The organism is Oceanobacillus salinisoli (assembly GCF_009733865.1).
Taxonomy (GTDB): domain Bacteria; phylum Bacillota; class Bacilli; order Bacillales; family Amphibacillaceae; genus Oceanobacillus; species Oceanobacillus salinisoli.
In genome coordinates, this window is sequence record NZ_WOFB01000007.1 from 209,761 (window position 1) to 229,925 (window position 20,165).

General features: G+C 39.2%; 16 protein-coding genes and 1 pseudogene. 13 read left to right on the plus strand and 4 right to left on the minus strand.

Annotated features, from left to right (window positions below):
• Positions 1–22 precede the first annotated feature (22 nt).
• From GMJ66_RS21020 to GMJ66_RS07665, 4 genes are all read left to right on the plus strand, one after another.
• Entirely contained in the window at positions 23–334 is a 312-nt protein-coding gene (locus GMJ66_RS21020) for a nitronate monooxygenase family protein (RefSeq protein WP_331279669.1), read from the plus strand.
• Positions 335–376: 42 nt separating this feature from the next.
• A complete protein-coding gene (locus GMJ66_RS21025) occupies positions 377–538 on the plus strand; it encodes a hypothetical protein (protein ID WP_331279670.1) in 162 nt (53 codons plus the stop codon).
• Positions 539–579: 41 nt separating this feature from the next.
• Positions 580–1,002, plus strand: a complete 423-nt coding sequence (locus GMJ66_RS21030) for an NAD(P)H-dependent flavin oxidoreductase (protein ID WP_331279671.1) — start codon at positions 580–582, stop codon at positions 1,000–1,002.
• Positions 1,003–1,291: 289 nt separating this feature from the next.
• Positions 1,292–2,233, plus strand: coding sequence for an MBL fold metallo-hydrolase (locus tag GMJ66_RS07665; protein ID WP_156289723.1), 942 nt, complete (start codon positions 1,292–1,294; stop codon positions 2,231–2,233).
• 381 nt (positions 2,234–2,614) lie between these two features.
• Here the strand turns inward: GMJ66_RS07665 and GMJ66_RS07670 are convergent, their stop codons facing one another.
• Positions 2,615–3,331 (minus strand): anti-sigma factor, encoded by a 717-nt coding sequence (locus GMJ66_RS07670; RefSeq protein WP_156289724.1) that lies wholly within the window; start codon positions 3,329–3,331, stop codon positions 2,615–2,617.
• Positions 3,321–3,905, minus strand: coding sequence for an RNA polymerase sigma factor (locus tag GMJ66_RS07675; RefSeq protein ID WP_156289725.1), 585 nt, complete (start codon positions 3,903–3,905; stop codon positions 3,321–3,323). The genes GMJ66_RS07670 and GMJ66_RS07675 overlap by 11 nt, the downstream gene beginning before the upstream one ends.
• A 221-nt stretch (positions 3,906–4,126) precedes the next feature.
• On the opposite strand from GMJ66_RS07675, the gene GMJ66_RS07680 reads away from it, so the two are divergent.
• The 6 genes from GMJ66_RS07680 (at position 4,127) to GMJ66_RS07705 (ending at position 11,737) form a co-directional block, all read left to right on the plus strand.
• Positions 4,127–5,278 (plus strand): COG1470 family protein, encoded by a 1,152-nt coding sequence (locus tag GMJ66_RS07680; protein ID WP_156289726.1) that lies wholly within the window; start codon positions 4,127–4,129, stop codon positions 5,276–5,278.
• A gap of 2 nt (positions 5,279–5,280) precedes the next feature.
• Complete coding sequence (locus GMJ66_RS07685; protein WP_156289727.1) at positions 5,281–6,225, plus strand: ABC transporter ATP-binding protein; 945 nt, start codon at positions 5,281–5,283, stop codon at positions 6,223–6,225.
• Positions 6,222–7,274, plus strand: coding sequence for an ABC transporter permease (locus tag GMJ66_RS07690; protein WP_156289728.1), 1,053 nt, complete (start codon positions 6,222–6,224; stop codon positions 7,272–7,274). Before GMJ66_RS07685 ends, GMJ66_RS07690 begins: the two co-directional genes overlap by 4 nt.
• Before the next feature lie 426 nt (positions 7,275–7,700).
• The gene (locus tag GMJ66_RS07695) at positions 7,701–8,522 is read left to right on the plus strand and encodes an aldo/keto reductase (RefSeq protein ID WP_156289729.1); all 822 of its coding nucleotides are present in this window, start codon (positions 7,701–7,703) and stop codon (positions 8,520–8,522) included.
• A gap of 310 nt (positions 8,523–8,832) precedes the next feature.
• Positions 8,833–11,136, plus strand: coding sequence for an outer membrane protein assembly factor BamB family protein (locus GMJ66_RS07700; protein WP_231514861.1), 2,304 nt, complete (start codon positions 8,833–8,835; stop codon positions 11,134–11,136).
• 157 nt (positions 11,137–11,293) lie between these two features.
• The gene (locus GMJ66_RS07705) at positions 11,294–11,737 is read left to right on the plus strand and encodes a hypothetical protein (protein ID WP_156289730.1); all 444 of its coding nucleotides are present in this window, start codon (positions 11,294–11,296) and stop codon (positions 11,735–11,737) included.
• 438 nt (positions 11,738–12,175) lie between these two features.
• Here GMJ66_RS07705 and GMJ66_RS21280 read toward each other — a convergent pair.
• Positions 12,176–13,361: pseudogene (locus GMJ66_RS21280) on the minus strand (IS3 family transposase).
• Between the two features lie 606 nt (positions 13,362–13,967).
• On the opposite strand from GMJ66_RS21280, the gene GMJ66_RS07720 reads away from it, so the two are divergent.
• The 3 genes from GMJ66_RS07720 (at position 13,968) to GMJ66_RS07730 (ending at position 17,858) form a co-directional block, all read left to right on the plus strand.
• Entirely contained in the window at positions 13,968–15,026 is a 1,059-nt protein-coding gene (locus GMJ66_RS07720) for a TRAP transporter substrate-binding protein (RefSeq protein ID WP_156289733.1), read from the plus strand.
• Positions 15,027–15,059: 33 nt separating this feature from the next.
• Positions 15,060–16,949 (plus strand): TRAP transporter large permease, encoded by a 1,890-nt coding sequence (locus GMJ66_RS07725; RefSeq protein ID WP_231514862.1) that lies wholly within the window; start codon positions 15,060–15,062, stop codon positions 16,947–16,949.
• Between the two features lie 606 nt (positions 16,950–17,555).
• Complete coding sequence (locus GMJ66_RS07730) at positions 17,556–17,858, plus strand: iron-sulfur cluster assembly accessory protein (RefSeq protein WP_156289735.1); 303 nt, start codon at positions 17,556–17,558, stop codon at positions 17,856–17,858.
• Between the two features lie 91 nt (positions 17,859–17,949).
• Here GMJ66_RS07730 and GMJ66_RS07735 read toward each other — a convergent pair whose 3' ends face one another.
• Positions 17,950–20,046, minus strand: a complete 2,097-nt coding sequence (locus tag GMJ66_RS07735; RefSeq protein WP_156289736.1) for an RNA degradosome polyphosphate kinase — start codon at positions 20,044–20,046, stop codon at positions 17,950–17,952.
• Positions 20,047–20,165 lie beyond the last annotated feature (119 nt).

A 20,165-nucleotide genomic window follows, 5' to 3' on the forward strand; every position in this document is an offset into this window, starting at 1 on the left:
AATTAAAAAGGAGTGTAAAAAAATGAAAAATGAGGCAATTGAACAAATGAAAAAATCGGTGGAATTGCCAGTAATTATGGCACCAATGTTTATTATTAGTAATTCTAAAATGGTCATCAATGCCTGTACTTCCGGAATAATTGAAACCTTTCCAGCTCTTAATGCTAGGACAGAGGAAATATTGGAAAACTGGATGGAGGAAATTACAACTGAATTGGAAAAACAAAAACAGTTCCATCCAGATAAGAAAGTTGCACCTTGGGGTATCAACTTTATCGTACATCGCTCCAATAAACGCTATGTCAGGGATTTAAAGCTAATAGAAAAATATTAGCCGCCCGTTGTTATTACTTCATTAGGTGATCCCAGTCCGGTCGTGAAGATTGTACATGAATATGGTGGCATCGTTTTTTCTGATGTTATTAATATTAAATTTGCTATGAAGGCGATTGAAAAAGGAGCAGACGGATTGGTGCTAGTTGCAAGTGGAGCTGGTGGGCATGGTGGTACATATAACCCAATCCCCATTTGTCCATGAAGTGAGAGAATTTTTTGATGCCAATTGCCTTATCAGGGGGGATGACGAAAGGGGAAGGTATTCTTTTGACAGAGGTTTTAGGAGCAGATTTTGCCTATATAGGGACACGGTTTATACCCTCAGTAGAAAGTCAGGCCAAAGAGCGATATAAAGAGATGATAGTTGAATCGTCTATTGAAGATATTACGTATACAGATGCATTCAGTGGAATCAATGCAAATTATCTTGTACCGAGTATTGTGAATACAGGGCTGGATCCTAGCAATCTTCAAAAGAAAGATAAGATAGATTTTTCAGAGAGGCAGAAAGATGTGAAGGCTTGGAAGGACATTTGGGGCGCTGGTCAAGGTGTAGGTTCGATTACTAAAATCCAAACTGTGGCTGAAATAGTTAATGAACTGAGGAGAGATTATGAGAGAGCGATAGGAAAAGTATTTCAAAAAAGGGAGGAGTACAGTAAATAATCGGTTATAGGTCAAACTCTCTATCTTAAAAGAAGAAATTGAGTTTTACACAATTATTCTGAAATTTTTAGAAAAGGAAGCCTATCTTTATTTTGAAATAGGAGACAATTTAAAGGAGGCAGCTAAGCTAGGCTTTCTATGTTCTCAAGTAGAGGAGAAATATGGCGGAATGAATACTGTAGTTTGGATATTCTGCTGTGCTTCTAGAAGAATTGGTAAAGGACTGGTCGGTTTGGGATTTGTAATAATGAGTTAAAAATGACAGTAATATTATTAGGAGATGAATCAAATGTTAGAAGAATTTGGATTAAAACAAATAACACTTGATCTACCCTTTCGTTTAAATCATGTAAATTGTTTTTTAATGGAGGGGGAGCATGGTTGGAAGATTATCGATGTTGGGCTTCATAATAAGGAAACTATCGAAAGGTGGAATAAAGAGTTAAAAGGAAAAGAAGTTACGGATATTATTATTACCCATTACCATCCAGATCATTTTGGTTATGCAGGCGCTCTTCAACAAAAAACTGGTGCAACCCTTTGGATGAGTAAAACTGATGCAGATGCTGGAGTGACAGCCTGGGAAGAAGAGTATTTAAATAAATTAACTACAAACTATGCTCTAGCTGGTATTCCACCGCAAGTAGCTAATGAGATGTTTAAAAATACCGATAGTTTTATTTCCAAAGTTTCCCCTTATCCAAGCGTAAGCCAATATTTGAATGAGGGAGAATTTATACAAATAGGAAAGTATGAATATGAGATTATTTTTACTCCAGGTCACTCGGATGGTTTAGTAAGTTTCTATAATAAAGAAAAAAATATATTACTTTCCACAGATCATATTTTACCTAAGATTACTCCTAATATTTCTTATTGGTTTCACGGAGATCCGAATCCATTAAAAACTTATCTTGAATCACTGGACAAAATTAAGAAACTGGATGCTGATTATGTTATTCCTTCACATGGAAATGCATTTCGTGGAGCCAATGATAGAATAGAAGAAATAAAGTCCCATCATTATGAACGATTGGATAAAACACTTGAGATTATTAATCAAAGAAAAACAATCTATGAGGCATGCCAGCAACTATTTCCTAAGATTAAAAATGTTCATGAGTCCAGGTTTGCTATTGGTGAGACGATTGCACACTTGGAGTATTTAAGATGCCAAAGTGAATGTGAACATGAGTTGAAAGAAGGAGTTTATTGGTATGTAGCTTCATAAATATAAAAGGATGTCTTAGCAACCTTTTAAGGACATCCTTTTTTAATAATTATTTTAAAAATCATAACGATTATACATTCATCTACCGCTCCCTTAACTCTACACCACTGATCTAATACGAGTAGACTTTGGCAATTTTCCATCTTTCTATACGGATCGATAGACTATTTAGTATGTTCTTTGAGTTCCCTCACTAATCTAATTTAGGAGCATAGTTTGTTCTAAAGTGTTGCCATCTTGAAACTTTACTACACTACCCTTATCTATAATCTATACTCTACTTTCTCCATAAATAGTATATTAGCATGGGCGTTGAGATTTGGTTGCATCTTTCTTATATCCATATAAAAAAAGAGGAGAACCCAAATCCCCCCTCCAACCTCACTCCCAATAACCCACCGGCACCACAAACGTCTCCGGCCCTGTTGGCTCAACACTACCACCAATCGGTTCCACACTTGCCTTCATGAACTTAAATTGTCCCACATCATCCCCTTTGAAAAATACACGGGATGTCCCGTTTTGAATGTAGAGAACTTCTCCTTCCATTAGATTATCGTCATACACAATCCATAATTGATAATCGTTATCGGAAAGTTGCGGTAATCCATCTACCTCAAGCAGCATTTCATCTGCTGATTGATTAATCCAAAGGTTCCCCGAAATATCAGGAAAGTCCGCAACGGGAATGACCGCCACCTGTTTGGTATAATCCTTAGAGATGATATCTTCCTCTACATCATCATTATAAGCGACTTGATAGGAACGCTCCAATGACTGATTATAAAAAATCAATCCTACCGTAACGATGAAAATGGCTACAGCACTACCTAATACGAAGACAAAAGCAGGTTTTTTCCGTTTTCTATGAATGGGGTGTTTTTTCTCTTCAAAGTCTTGCCAAATTCTTTCTTTTACAGAAGAATTCGGGCTTTCCTTCTCCTCTTTTTCCAGTATGAACCGCCAGTTTTCCAATTTACGATGACAAGTCCCACAATGTTCCATGTGCTCGTATACTTTCTTTTTCTTATCTTCACTCAGATTTCCTAACGCCAAATCAATTAACTGTTCTTCAGATACATGCTGCTTATAATTCATGCCCGTTTCCACCTCCACCTGTTTCCGTCCAATTCAAGATGGATTTCTGTTTTCGTAGATTATGTAATCCATATCGGATCAAAGATTTGACCGAACCTAATGGCTTTTTCATCGATTCGGCAATTTCCTTATGTGTTTCCCCTTGGAAATAGGATCTGTAAATTGCTTCCTTCTGTGCTGCTGGGAGATGTTGAAGTGCATCATGAATGAGGTGGTTTTCGATTTCCCTGAGAACTTCTAAATCTGCACCATCCACCTCCGCAAGAGAAATTTTTTCTAACTTCCGGATGAGAAGTGGTTTCTTTTTGCGAAGTCTGTCAATAGACCTGCTCCTTGTTTTGACAGCGAGCCAGGCTTTGACACTTCCTCGTGATGGTTTGTATTGATGTGCCTTTTGAAAAACTTCCAAAAACACATCATGGCACACATCCTCTGCTTCCGCATGATTGCCGGTTACATGATAGGCAATTTGGAAAACAAAGGTGCTATATTTTTCGTAAAAGGGATCAAATGCTGCACGTGAGCCATGGGAAATTTGCTTTAACCATTCGACACTTTCCTGGTTTTTATCCACATTTCTTCGCCCCCTTCATGTTCTTTTTCTATTTTACTAGACGCTCGGTTAGTTCAAAAAGTTACAAAGGAATAAACGATTTTTTTTGCTTAGAATGTCACATAAATTTTGAAGCACGAGAACCGTCCATATGCTTCCTAAAATTTTTTTCAAATAAATAAATCCAAAATTATATTTCCGTCGTAACTAGTATGAAAAATAAACAGAGAGGATGAAATATCATGTTAAAAAAATCCATTGCTATTTTATCGCTTATCCTATTGGTAAGCACCATGATAGGAGTGAATCCGGCATTTGCACAAGTAACACTCTACACTCCATATACGGGGCTTTCCGCTACACCTGGGGAAACAATCGATTACACAGTGGATGTTATTAATAATGAATCATCCATCCAAAATGTAACGTTCGATGTACAGGGGTTGCCGGAAGAATGGTCCTATAAAATTACAGCAAATGGAAGTGCGATTGAGCAGCTTTCAGTTCGCAAAGGCAGTGAGGAGCAAATTACCCTTGAGATTACGGTGCCGCTTGAAATTGAACAGGCAGACTATGAATTCAATTTAGTTGCGACAGATCAAAGTGGAAACAGTTCACAGCTTCCATTTCTAGTCAAGCTTACGGAAGAAGGAACCTTTGAAACCGAAATAAATGTTGACCAGCCAAACCTACAGGGGCAAACAGACTCCTCTTTTTCCTATTCGGCAACAATTCGTAACCGGACAGCAGAAGAGCAAAACTATGCCTTAACAGCTAATGCGCCTGAAGGATGGGGTGTGGTGTTTAAATCTGGTAGTGACAATATCACTTCGGTAACAGTAGAACCGAATAGTGAGGCTGATATCATTGTTGATGTGACACCGCCTGAAAATGCCAGTGCGGATACGTATGAAATTGGGGTTTCTGCTGCGGGAAGTGGAACGTCTGCGGAGACAACTTTAGAAGCGGTTATTACTGGATCATACGGGATTAACTTAACGACACCTAATGAAAACTTAAGCACGGATATTACGTCAGGCGGTGACCGTGTGATCGATTTGGTAGTACAAAATACAGGAACAGCCCCGCTAACCAATGTGGAATTATCCGCATCTACACCAACGGATTGGGAGTATGAATTTGATACAAACACGATTCCGGAAATTGCCCCTGGAGAATCTGTCACAGTGAAAGCAACGTTAACGGCTTCCAATGATGCGATTGCCGGTGATTATATTACGACCTTTACGGCTACAGCTGCCGAAACTTCATCGGACGCTGATTTTAGAGTATCTGTGGAAACATCCACACTTTGGGGAATTATCGGTATTGTGATTATTGTAGGGGTCGTTGCCGGATTGTATTACATCATTAAAAAATATGGGAGGAGATAAATGTGGTTGCTCCAATTATCGAACTGAAAAACGTCAGTAAGCAATATGATGATCAGTTTGCCGTCAACAATTTGTCTCTTTCCATTCCAAAGGGAGAAATCTTTGGCTTGCTCGGTCCGAATGGTGCCGGAAAAACCACGACGATTTTAATGATGCTCGGGCTGAGTGAACCAACGTCTGGAAGCATCCGTGTTTCTGGGATTGACTCGGTACGCAGACCGATTGAAGTGAAGCGGATGGTTGGTTATTTACCGGATAATCTCGGATTTTATCAAAATATGACAGGCCTGAAAAATCTGTTGTATACAGCTGAATTAAACAATATTCCAAAAGAAACAGCGAAAGAAAGAGCAGATTATTTGCTGGAAAAAGTAAACTTAACGGAGGCAGCCAATAAAAAGACAGGCAAATACTCACGAGGGATGAAACAGCGCCTTGGACTTGCGGATGTTTTGATGAAAAATCCCGAAGTCGTCATTTTGGATGAACCGACACTGGGAATCGACCCTGAAGGTGTTCGTGAACTGCTAAAAATGATTCGGGAATTAAGTGAAGAAGAAGGAATTACGGTACTGCTTTCTTCCCACCATTTACATCAGGTTCAGCAAATCTGTGATCGGGTTGGTATTTTTGTTAAAGGAAAATTGCTTGCGGAAGGGAATATCAAGAGTTTAGCAAAGCAGCTTTTTAAAGATAATACCCTTGTCATTCATGTCGAGGCTTCTCCCATCGAGGAAGCATTATTGGCAAATATCCGCTCCATTCCAAACGTGAAAAAGGTAGTTCAGGAGAAATCCGGAATTGATGTGTATTGTACCGAGGATGTCAGCCCGGTAATTAGTGAGACCATCATCGACTTAGGGGCGTCTCTATATCACATCAGTAACAAACATTTTGGACTTGACGAAATCTATCATCGTTATTTTGAAGGACGTGAGCAACAATGAATCTCGCGAATGTCAAAGAAAAATTTAATTTTAAAGGAATAATAAGGAATCGCGAAACAGAAGAAGGAACTGTTCATACGGTAGATAATCGTGCTGCTTTTTTTGCGATTATTCGTAAAGAGTTTACGGATTCCATTAAAAGCTGGCGCATCATCATTTTATTGGCGATCATTCTATTAGCCTGCTTCGGTTCGCTGTATACTGCGGTGACGGCTATAACAGATACATTGGATAGTGGTGCTGCCGAAGAACTTGGTGGAAATACTTATTTATTCCTCCAATTGTTCACGATATCGGATGGCATATTGCCTTCGTTTATTACATTCGTTGGCTTTCTAGGTCCACTGTTTGGCATAGCACTAGGTTTTGATGCCATCAATTCCGAGCGTAACCGAGGCACATTAAGTAGATTAATGGCCCAGCCGATTCCAAGGGATTATGTATTAAATGCCAAATTCATTGCAGCATTGCTGTTGAATGTCATTTTATTCTTTTCCCTTGGCTTCATCGTGATGGCGCTTGGGATACTGATTCTTGGGATTCCGCCGACTACGGAAGAATTTTTACGCGTCATGTTTTTTCTCGTTGTATGTATTGTCTATATTGCATTCTGGCTAAATTTAGGCATCCTGTTTTCCGTTGTCTTTAAAAATTCGGCAACGTCTGCACTGTCCAGTATTGCCGTGTGGATCTTTTTCAACATCTTTTATTCGATGATTGTCCAATTATTGTCCCGTTCCATCTTAAATCCGGAGTCCATAACCAGTATGGCAGATGTGGTAAATCGCCAAGGGGCTGTTCTCAATCTAATGCGGCTGTCGCCAAATTACTTATTCACTGAATCCACTACGATTCTTCTGTCACCATCCGTCCGCAGTCTTGGACCATTAACGATGGAACAAGCAGTAGGTGCAGTTGCAGGTCCATTACCATTAAGCCAAAGTCTATTACTCATCTGGCCACAGCTAACTGGTCTCATTGCTGCAACATTAATCTGCTTTGCGATTGCCTATATCATCTTTATGCGCCAGGAAATTCGCTCTAATTAATGAAAATCCAGCTGTCTTTCTATTGGGAAGGTGGCTGGATTTTTTAAATGCGCGAGTTTAGGTTGAAATCGCAAAAGTTGAGCGACAGCCCAATCAAAATGCGCTAGGCCTAGTGAAAACCGAGCGACAGCGGAATTAAATCGAGCGAGGTGCAACGAAAACCGAGCGACAGCCCAATCAAATCGCGCGGAATCAATCAAAAAACGAGCGACAACGAATCCGAATCGAGCGAGGCCAAACGAAAACCGTGCGACAGCCCAATTAAATCGCACGAGTCTAAACTAAAATCAAGCAACAATCCCAATCAAACGCCCGACACAACCAACATCAATATACCAACACCCGTCCATCCTACTTATTACTAAGTCTTGAACAACACCATATGATAAAATAAAACTAAATTAAAATTAGATGGAGGGATGCACGATGATTACCAATCTTCAAGACACGGTTACTTTAAACAACGGAGTAAAAATGCCTGGCTTCGGTCTTGGTGTGTACAAGGCAGAGAACAGCGAAACTGTTAACGCAGTGAAAGCAGCACTTCAGCATGGATATCGCCTCATTGATACCGCTTCATACTATAAAAATGAAGAGGGGGTCGGGCAGGGAATTAAGGAATCAGGTATTCCTAGAGAAGAAATATTTGTCACTTCCAAGGTATGGAATGACCAGCAAGGCTATGAAAACACATTAAAGGCTTTTGATGAAAGCTTGAGAAAATTAGATTTGGATTATCTCGACCTTTATTTGATTCATTGGCCTGTGACAGGGAAATTTAAAGATACATACCGGGCGCTAGAAAAGCTGTATGAAGATGGAAAAATACGTGCGATCGGTGTGAGTAATTTTCAAGTGTACCATTTGGAAGATTTGCTGAAGGATTGTGAAGTGAAACCGATCATCAATCAGGTAGAGTATCATCCACACTTAACCCAGTCGGAAGTGAAAGCATTTTGTGAGCAGGAAAATATCCAGATGGAGGCATGGTCTCCACTTAAAAAAGGCAGACTTCTTGATGTGCCGGTAATTGTAGAGATTGCTGAAAAATATGGAAAAACACCAGCTCAAGTTATTTTGCGTTGGGACGTGCAAAATAATGTTATTACGATTCCAAAATCTGTGAAAGAGGAACGAATAGTACAAAATGCGGATATTTTTGATTTTTCTTTAACAGAGGAGGAAATGAAGCGAATCGATGATTTAAATATGGATGATAGAAGTGGTCCAAATCCGGATGACTATTAATTTAAAATCATGAGTTCTGCAGATTATAGGCTGCAGAATTTTTTTTGTACGTTTGAAATATGAAGTTATAGTAGAAAGTAGATTAACGCAGTACAAATCCTCAGGCCCAAAGTATAAGTGAAAACTTGATATTCTTAAAGGGATGAGGCGAATACCGGGTATAACTTAAAATAGTAATAAGGTTTTATTTCCGCAACCAGATTTAATCTCATATCATACGAAACTCATGCATATGATTTACTACTTATTGGTTTTATTTTCATTTTAATAATTTGTAAGCGTTCACCCAAAAGGGGCAGGGAGGATTGTATTGGAGAATAACAGGATTATTTGGTTTATTGTGGCGCTGGCATTACTTGTAATTGTTAGTGTTTTCGGGTGGCAATTGGCAATATATAATAATGCATCGGAACCAGTGCCAGATGAAACGGAAGAGATGACAGAGGAAGTCGTAGTGGAAGAACCTGAGATGGAAGAAGATTTGGCTGAAGAAACAGAGAAAAGCGAGGAATTAGATACAGAGGAAGAAGTAACTGCAGAAATTAAGCAGCTCAAACCGTATACTGCGGAGGTTTCACCAGCATTTACTGCAGAAGAATTAAATGAGCTGCCAACCAATAATTGGCTTACAAATGGGGGGAATCTGACCAATCAGCGATACGCTCCATTAGATCAAATTAATACATCCAATATTGGAGATTTAAAAGCAGAATGGGTTGCTAATTTGGGCTCGGGTTTTGATTTTAAATATTCCGGTGAAGCATCCCCTATCGTCTATGATGGTGTCATGTACGTAATCACAGGAGCCAATGATGTTCTAGCACTTGATGCGGTTACAGGGGAAACGATTTGGGAATATCGGCCACATATTACAGAAAAACTTACAACGGTCTGCTGTGGCTGGATTAGTAGGGGAGTAGCTATCGGTGAAGGATTGGTGTTTGTTGGTTTATTGGATGCTAGACTAGTAGCTCTGGATCAGAAAACGGGTGAGGTTGTTTGGGAGACTATTGTAGATGATTGGAGAAAAGGTTATACCATTACCAATGCTCCATTGTACTATGATGAAAAAGTGTATACCGGAATATCAGGCGGGGAATATGGAATCAGGGGACGTGTTACAGCTTTTGACGCTGAATATGGACGTGAATTATGGCGGTTTTACACGATACCGGGCCCTGGAGAGATTGGTCATGAAACTTGGCCAGATGATAATAAAGCCTGGATGTCAGGTGGAGCACCTGTTTGGCAAACACCAGCTGTAGATCCAGAGCTAGGATTGATGTATTTTTCAACAGGAAATGCAGCTCCGGATTATGACGGGAGTAACAGAGAAGGAGATAACTTATTTGCTGCATCAATAGTTGCAATAGATGTAGAAACAGGGGAGTATCAATGGCATTTTCAAGAAGTTCATCACGATATTTGGGATTTGGATTCACCTAATCCAATTATTTTATTTGATATAGAGATAGAAGGGGAAATTCGGAAGGCATTAGGTCAGGCTGGAAAAACGGGATGGATTTATTTTCTGGACCGGACAAATGGGCAACCTCTAATCGGAATTGAGGAAATGCCTGTACCTCAGGACGAGCGGCAAAAGACTTCTCCTACTCAGCCTATACCAGAAGGAGATTCATTTGTACCACAGGAAGTAACGGAAGAGGATGTTGAAAGAGATCTGCAAGGAGATGAATTTGATGCTAAAATCGGTAAGATATTTGATCCGTTTTGGGAGGAACCTGTTGCATTAAAACCATCTGCATTAGGTGGTGCAAATTGGCCACCTTCTGCATACAATCCTGAAACTGAGTATTATTACGTATTAGCATCTGACCAATACGGTACATTTACAAGGGACGAGGACGAATACTTTGATCCCGAAAAGATCGAGGAAGGAGTTAAATATAGAGGTAGTGCATTTGATATTATTTCAGATTCACCAATGAGAGGTACAGTTACCGCAATAGATGTCAAGACAAATACTATTACATGGCAGCAACAGTGGGATACGAATGCATACAGTGGAACGTTAACAACAAAGGGTAATCTACTTTTTGTAGGTCATAACGATGGCAGATTTATCGCTTATGATGCGACAACTGGTGATCAGGTCTGGGAGTTTATGACAGATGCGGGGGTAAATGCACCGGCAGTCACGTATGAAATAGATGGTAAGCAGTACATTACCGTCTTTGCAGCAGGTAACTCACTTGCTGGCAGTAAGCATGGTGATTCCGTTTGGACATTTTCCTTAGACGGCTCGATTGAATCGGTGGATGATTTGGAAGAAGCTGATACCGCTTCAGAAAATTCAACGGAAGAAACAGAAAATGATGAATCAGCCGAAGCTGCCTCCATGGAAGGGGAGGTAGTCCAGCAAGGATTAGAAGTGTATCAACAGAACTGTTTGGCCTGTCATGGCACAGAAGGAGTAAATGGACATAATGGGCCAAATCTACAAGCGAGTGACGTGTCTCCTGATAAAGAAGCTGTCATGAATCGAATAAAAAATGGCGGAGAATCGATGCCTGCTTTTGAAGGAGTATTGTCTGAAGAAGAAATGGATGCTGTGGCATCATATATTAGTGAAATTGTAGCTGAACTGGATTAATAGGAAACGGTGGGTTAATTCCCACCGTTTTTTTCATTTTACAGGCTTTCCGCTTTGGAGACATATGGCAAGAAACGACATCCTACATTAAAGTTTTCGGATTTCGCATAAATACTATAAAATTAGAAATGAAATCATTTACAGGGGAGTCAGGAGAATGAGAAAACTGGGGATATTCGCTGTTATAATCACACACTTATTCTTAAGCGGCTGCATGAATTCTACTGCAGTTCGTATTGTGGAGGACATGTATCGTATGGCACTTATGGAAGAATATGAGAAAGTAGAGTCCTATTTTACTAGGGAGTTTATAGTAGAAAACGAGCCATTTGCCGAATATATGACAGAATTAAAGGAAGATGTTATTTCGATGGAAGGCGTTGACCTTATGCATTTGACTGAATTAACAATCAGCGAACTGCATGAGAATATTGTGAATGAGCTGGATGAACGGTTCCCAGAAGGTTGGAGTATGGTTGTTGCACAGACAGATGAACAGCATGTAATGACATGGATTGTACAAAAAGGGGAACAGCAATATTATATTGTCTACGGTGAAAAGCTTCACTTTGACGAATACCATCAGGTTATTCTGAGGTAGCTGTGCGAATTCTAGCACCTGAAAGCCGAAAAAATTTTGCGAGTGCTGAATTCCAAGCGTGAAAGCTGAATTAATCTCGCGAGTGCTGAATTCCAAGATTAAAAGCTGAATTATCATCGTGAATGCTGAATTCCAAGATTAAAAGCTGAATTATCATCGTGAATGCTGAATTCCAAGATTAAAAGCTGAATTATGATCGTGAATGCTGAATTCCAGGAATAAAAGCTGAATTATGATTGTGAATGCTGAATTCCAGGAATAAAAGCTGAATTATGATCGTGAATGCTGAATTCCAAGATTAAAAGCTGGTCTTCTGTCAAGAAAATGGACACTTAAATTTTGTGAACCTTAAGTTCAAAACAACTACCGCACTCCGTTTGCTGCGACATCAGAAAGGATAAGTCGAGCCCATGACTTATCCTTTCTGATGTCAAATGGTCAATTTGTTGCCAAGTCTTCCTGTGTATTTAAATGATATGCTTGCTCATAATTATTCGGAGAACAATTCCCTAGACTCGAATGCTTTCTTCTCCCGTTATAAAAACTGCTTATATAGTGGTTGATGGATTTAATAGCTTCTGTACGCGTATTAAAACGCCTTCTGTAAATTAAGTCCTTTTTGATAGTTGCGTGAAATGATTCGATACATGCGTTATCATAGGGATTACCTTTTCTACTCATACTTATTTCAAACTTTCTATCTTCTAATACATCAATATAGTCAGTCGAACAATATTGCGACCCACGATCGGAATGGTGTATCAATCTTTTAGATGGTTGCCTTAATAAGAGTGCCATATTTAACGCTTTCAGTACTAACTCCTTTTTCATATGAGAAGCTGTACTCCACCCCACAATTTTCCTGGAAAATAAATCCATAACCGTTGCTAAATAAACCCATCCTTCTAACGTCCAAATATAGGTTATATCCGTTACCCATACTTGATTTGGCTTCTCTACATTAAAGTCCTGGTTAAGTAAATTTGGATAAATACGCAAATTATGATTAGAATCAGTAGTATTGATATATCTTTCCTTTGGGGTGGCTCTTAAGCCCATTTCTTTCATCATACGAGCCACAGTCTTTTGAGAAATAATATATCCCCATTCTATTAAATCATCATGTACTCTCGGGCTTCCATAAGTTCCACCACTTTCGTGAAAGGACTTTTTAATTTTTTGCTGTATTTCCTTTTATAAGCCTCTTTTTCAGGGTGAACCTGATCTCTTTTTTTTAACCATTCATAATACCCACTTTTCCATACTTTAAGAACTCTGCACATCATCACCACTTGGTATTCTTCGCTGTGAGCCAAAATAAAGGCGTATTTTACTCTTGGTTTTTCGTGAAGATGTGCATGGCTTTTTTTAGGATTTCATTCTCCTCTTTCAAGCGCTGTAACTCTTTTGCATGTTGTTTCTTAAGTTTCTCCAATTCCCCAGGAGTAATATATTCTTCTTTATCTGTCCCTTTCTTCAATTTCTTCTTATAATCCGAAACCCAATGTCCCACTGTGGAATACGATAATTCAAGCTCATAAGCCACTTCCCTAGCTACTCTTCCATCTTCTACAATTAGTTTGGCAACATACTCTTTAAATTCTGGATCACGATGCTTCCCCATATGAACACGTCCTTTTCTTAGTTATATATTATACTAGATTCTCATTTTGACGTGTCCACTTTTTAGACTAACATTATGAATGCTGAATTCCAGGGTTAAAAGCTGAATTATTATCACGAAGGCTCATTTCCACCACAAGAAATCCAAATTAACTCCCCGAAAACTAAATTCCCTCCACGAAAACCGAATTCCAACACTAGCAATCTAAATGACATACTTTCTTATGTCGTTAATTATAAATTATTTGAATAAAAAATCGCAGCGAATTAGCATTAAAATTCAAATAATGAATGCCGGAATATTCTCTCTAATTTACTGGAAATCCTATTAAATTAGCAATCCTCACATTAATTCCATCATTTTATAAATAAATGCGTAGAAAATACTTGCATGTTGTACCCAAATTTGTTTAACTATGATTCTGTGGGGGAAAACAGATGTAAATTTTGAATCTAAAAAATACGTCTGTTGATTGTGACTTATAAGTACAACATATAATCTTATTTTTGAGCACCTATATTCCCTGTTTTATTTTCCGAAAATTCTGTCTACAGAAGAGATATCCACCATATATTTTCAACAAATAAAATGTAAAGGAGCTTTTATATGAGTCGATGGAAGAAGAGTATTACACCGATCTTACTGGTGATTGTGTTTGCAGCTATTGTTGCACTGGGAAACATGGCATTAAGTTCGAGTGCAGGGTCATTGGATACTGATACGATAACATTGCGTCTTGGGCAAGCAAAAGCAGCTAGTCATCCTGTTTCACAGGGGATTGATAAGTTTGCTGAGCTTGTCGAGGAAAAATCTAATGGTGAAATTGTGATTGAAACGTTTCATGACGCCCTGCTGGGAAGTGACAGGGAGGTAATTGAAAGTGCGCAAAAGGGGAGTCTTGCTTTTGCAAGTTCATCTACACCAAATATGACGAGCTTTACCAATTACTTCACCGCATGGGATCTACCGTATATTTTTGAAAATAAAGAGGAAGTATATACAGCCATTGACGGGGAGCCAGGAGATATTGTCCGAAAAGAAATGGAACCATTTGGCTTTAAAGTTATCTTTTTCCCGGACTATGGTTTTCGGCAAATAGTGAATAATGTTCGCCCAGTAGAAGTTCCTGAGGATATGGAAGGGCTGAAAGTAAGAACCACTAATTCAAGAATCGAACAGGCTGATTTTGAACAGTATGGATCCAATCCTACGCCTGTAGCCTGGTCTGAAGTGTTTACAGCCCTGCAGCAAGGAACTGTTGAAGCAGAAGGAAACAGCTATTCCCTCTTATGGGATTCCAAACATCAGGAAGTGCTCGACTATGCCACGGAAGTAAACTATAACTATAGTTCTGACATTGTTGTGATGAACCTGGATAAATTTAATGGGCTTTCTGAGGAACATCAGGAAATCATTATGGAAGCAGGCGAAGAAGCGACCGAGTGGCAACGGAAATTGGCGAATGAACGTGAGGAAGAAGCCAAACAGCAGTTTATTGATTATGGAATCGAAGTCTATGAACCTACCGAGGAAGAGATGAGAGAGTGGAAGCAAGTGGTAGAACCAGTTTGGGATACCTTTGTCAGGGAAGGTTTTGCTGAACCGGAATATGTGGAAATTATACTGGATACGCTTGGAAAGACAAAAGAAGAGATTTTTGAATAGAACGTTAGAAAAGAAGGCAGAGGAGTGTGTATGATGAAAGAAAATGTGCCGACAAAGGCAAATCCAACTGACAATGTTTGGAAAAAAACATGGCGTCAGATTGACCTTCGATTTGAAGAAGTACTCATTGTTGTTGGGTTTGCCATTTTTATACTTTTAATTAATTTACAGGTGATTAACCGTTATGTATTACCATTTATAGAAATAGGAAATATTACAACGTGGACAGAGGAAATTTCAAGGTATATCTTTATTTTTGTATCCTTCTTAGGAGCGAGTTTAGCGATAAAGAAGCGGGAAAATATTCGCGTAAATATATTAGTGGATCGCTTTCCGGAGCATATCCGAAATGCGATTGATGCAGCGAATTCATTATTTATGCTCTATTTCTCGTATTTAATGGTTATGTACGGATTCGATCTCGTTGCCTTTCAATTTGAAACGAATCAGTCAACACCTGCAATGGGAATTCCAATGGCGATTCCGTATAGTGCGATTCCGATTGGGTTCCTGTTTATGGGAATTCGCTTGATTCAAACATTGATAGAAGACGTAAAAGGCATGACGCCAAAGGATGGCGTTACTGCAGTGGCCTTATCGATATTATTTATTTTACCTGCCATCCTATTTAAAGATGGAAGTATTACACTGTTATTGTTCGGTTACTTCGTATTCTTTATCCTGTTTGGAATGCAAATTGCCTTTGCACTGGGGGTTAGTACGTTAGCAACTGTGCTGGCAACGGATGCGATACCGGTAGACTTCTTCCCGCAGACAGCTTTTACAAGTATTGACAGTTTTCCGATTATGGCAGTTCCATTCTTCATTGCTGCCGGAGTCATCATGGGAAACAGCAGTATTATTAAAAAGCTCTTGCATCTGTCGGATGAGCTTTTAGGCTTTTTACCTGGTGGCTTAGCCCTTGTTGCCATTGTAACAAGTATGTTCTTTTCGGCGATTAGTGGCTCTGGACCTGCAACTGTAGCGGCAATTGGTACATTGCTCATACCAGCGATGATAAAGCAAGGGTATCACCCCGGATTCTCGGCAGCGGTAGTAGCTGCAGCTGGTACGATTGGGATTATTATTCCACCAAGTAATCCGCTCGTTATTTATGGGGTTGTATCCCAGTCATCGATTTCCGAGCTGTTCATGGCCGGAATTATTCCGGGCGTATTAACTGGGGCTGCTTTAATGCTTGTTACCTATGTCATTTCCAAAAAGAATGGATGGCAAGGTGACCGCGAATCCTTTAGCTTGAAAGGGACCCTAATAGCTGCTTGGGATGCCAAATGGGCTTTACTGGTACCGGTGATTATTCTAGGCGGGATTTACGGTGGTATTATGACGCCAACAGAGGCCGCGGCAGTCGCTGCAGCTTATGGTTTGGTGATTGGAATATTTGTTTATAAAGATCTGGATTATAAAGCTGTCTATAAAAGTTTAGCCACTGCAGGTGTCACTTCTGCTGTGATTATTCTGCTAATTGTTATGGCGAATATTTTTGGCCGGTTAATTACATTAGAGCAGGTTGCAGAAGCAGTAGCTGACTTTGTTCTGGCAATTAGTGAGAATAAACTCGTCATTCTACTTCTGTTAAATGTTTTCCTATTATTAGTAGGTCTTGTACTCGAGGCTCTGGCAGCGATTGTTATTTTAACGCCAATATTGCTTCCGATGGCGATGGAACTTGGAATCGACCCAATTCACTTTGGGGTTATCATGATTTTCAACCTGGCAATTGGACTAATTACACCACCAGTTGGTGTGAACTTATTCGTTTCAGCAGGTGTGATGAAGCTGAAAATTGAGCAGGTTATTAGAGGGATTATACCACTATTAATTACGATGATTATTATTTTATTGCTTGTAACTTATGTTCCTGACATTAGTATGTGGTTAGTTAATTTACTTGGGGATTAATCTATTAAACTGTTTGTTGCTTTTTTTCGTTACTGTTGATGGAAATGCGACGTAGTAAAGTGCAACGTTGATTTCCACTACGGGCAGTCGCTTTCCGCGGGCAACGCTTCAGCCTCCTCGGAAGAAACCCACTTCCTGCGGGGTCTTCAAGCTGCCCGTTTTCCCGCAGGAGTAGACTGCCCTCCACTCCAATCAACCATCTCAATACTGGTACGCTATACTAAGAATTTATTTCGCCTAATCCATATTGGGAAGGTAAAAGCATAAAATCAGCGGAGGAAATACACGGAGACTCCTGTGGGAAAAGAGGCATCGGTGAGACCCCGCATTGCGACAGCACGAGGAGGCTCACCAGCCGCCCACGGAAAGCGTAGTGTATTTCCGGAGCGGTTAAACGTACAGACTATCATTTCAAGTTATGACGAGTTCTATCGATTTAGCGAATAGCAATCTTCTAGAAAACAACTATTTTTAAAAATAAATGTAACTGGATAAAATGGATAAAAAGTCATCTATTGTTGATAAAAGTCTTCTTTAGATGACTTTTTATCATATCTTATGCGATAATAACTAAGACAGACTAATGGTGATAGGAGTAGTTAACGAATGAAAGTGAAAATTAATCGCAATGCAGCGAAGCAATTGAAAAAAATGCTGGAGACAGAAGAAGCTCAAGGAAAAATGATTCGCATATATATTTCTCACATGCATGGGGATCATGCCCATTATGGTATTGCCTATGATACACCACAGGAACATGATGAAATCGTAAAAACAGATAAAGATATTGACATTCTTTTGGACTCCCGTGAAGAATTCCTGGATGGGATTTGGATTCAGTACTTCCACGTTAATGATGAAGGTTTTGTGATTACGAACCCGTCTAAAGGCGGACACCACCACCACTAAGCCTTAGAGTCAGTGACCGGGTATTTATAACTGGCATATTAAAGATAAAGAACCCTGCAGTTTATGAAACTGCAGGGTTCTTTTGATATATCTATTCCTCATCTTCCAGCACATTATATGCCATCTCATACAGCATCATTTGACTGTCCACGAGGGCTTCTCCTGGTTTTGCCTTAACATAATGATAGGTTCCATCACTGGATTGTTCCCGTGCTTTTACATTATCTTTTAAAAGAATCGTCAGAACTTCTTTAATCCGCTTCTTGATCGTCTGTTCATATATCGGGAAAAAGAGTTCGACACGTTTTGCCATGTTCCTTGTCATTAAGTCGGCCGAGGAGAGGAAGAGTTTTTCATCGCCATTACTATGGAAATAGTAGATCCGTGTATGTTCAAGAAAACGTCCAACAATACTACGGACACGAATGTTATCGCTTACGCCTTTTATCCCTGGTTTTAGACAGCAAATGCCACGTACGATTAAATCGATTTTTACACCAGCTTGAGATGCTTCGTAAAATTTCATAATAATTTCTTTATCTGTGAGAGAATTCATTTTGGCAATAATATATCCATTTCCTCTTTGTTTATGGAAGCTGATTTCCTCATTAATATAGCGAATAAAATCTTTCCTTATCTCAAAGGGGGCCATGGAAATATGATTGAATTCAGGTTTTTCCGTGAAACCACTTAAATAATTAAAAAAGTTAGTGGCATCAATGCCAAATTTGCGTTTCGTAGTAATCAGCCCCATGTCAGTATAGGTTTCAGCCGTTTTGTCGTTGTAATTTCCGGTTCCCAAATGGACGAAACGCTCTATTTTTTCTTTTCTTTTCCGAACAATTAAGGTGATTTTACTGTGGGTTTTGAGAAAATTCATTCCATAGATTACATGACAGCCAGCCTTTTCAAGTTCTTTTGCCCATTGTACGTTCTGTTCCTCATCAAATCTTGCTTTTAGCTCCACTAATACCGTCACTTGTTTTCCGTTTTCTGCAGCTTGCTTGAGCCCTTTAATAATGGGTGAATTTCCGCTTACCCGGTATAGGGTTTGCTTAATTGCCAGCACTTCCGGGTCTTTCGCTGCTTCGGTTATCATTTCTACTACGGGTTCAAAGGATTCATAGGGATGGTGGAGCAGGATATCTCTTTTTTCCGCTGCTTCAAATACCGTTTCATCCACCCCAATATCCTGGGGATGCTGTGGAATCAGGGTTTGGTAGACAAGGTGTTCCTTATCTTTCTGCACTTCCTTACAAAATCCAAACAAAAACGTTAGATCCAGTGGTCCATCCACGAGATATAGATCATTTTCATGGATTTCAAGTACATTCAGTAAAAAGCGAATAACGTCTTCATCGTATTTTCCTTTTCGTACTTCTAACCGGACTGCTGCACCCCATTTTCGTTTTTTGAGCTCTTTTTCAATTTCTTTTAATAAATCCCTTGCTCCTTCTTCGTGGATAGTCATATCTGCATTTCTTGTAATTCGAAATTCAGTCACTGATTTTACACGATAGCCTTTGAATAATTTATATAGAAAATGCGAAATAATATCTTCCAATAAAATAAATCGGTTTGTTTGTCCAATTCTTACATACCGGTCCAGGAGGGCAGGTACTTGTACAATGGCGTTTTTCGTTTTATTATCTACCTCTACCATATCCTCAAGAATGATGGCCAAATTAATTGATTTATTCATCAGCATCGGAAACGGATGATATGCATCGATTGCTAGTGGCGTAAGAACTGGGAAAATTTGCTCATCGAAGTATTCCTCTAGTTTTTCTTCTTCCTCAGCTGATGACTGTTCAATGGATATAATGCTACTATCTTCCTGTTTTTCTAACAATGCCAGTAGATTTTTATATCCTTTATATTGTTGCTCGACTATCGTGTGATTTTGTTTCGAGATTGCTTTTAATTGCTGTTTTGGTGTTAGTCCTGCTTTGTTTTCAGGTTTATTAAAGCCTGCTTTTACTTGATCTTTAAGGCCAGCAACACGAACCATAAAGAATTCATCCAAGTTAGAAGAGCAGATGGCAATAAATTTAAAGCGCTCAAGTAACGGATTTTTCGTGTCAAATGCTTCCTCGAGAACACGTTTGTTAAAAGCCAGCCAACTGAGTTCCCGATTGTTGTAATATAAAGGATCGTCCAAGTTCACTCTGTTTGCAATGTCTTCCATTTATCTTCACCCTTCTCTCTGACTAATACTAGCAATAATTATACAAAGACGAAATGAATAAAATGTAAAATATTTGTAAATTCTCGTTTTTTCTATCATAACATGCTGACTAAACCATA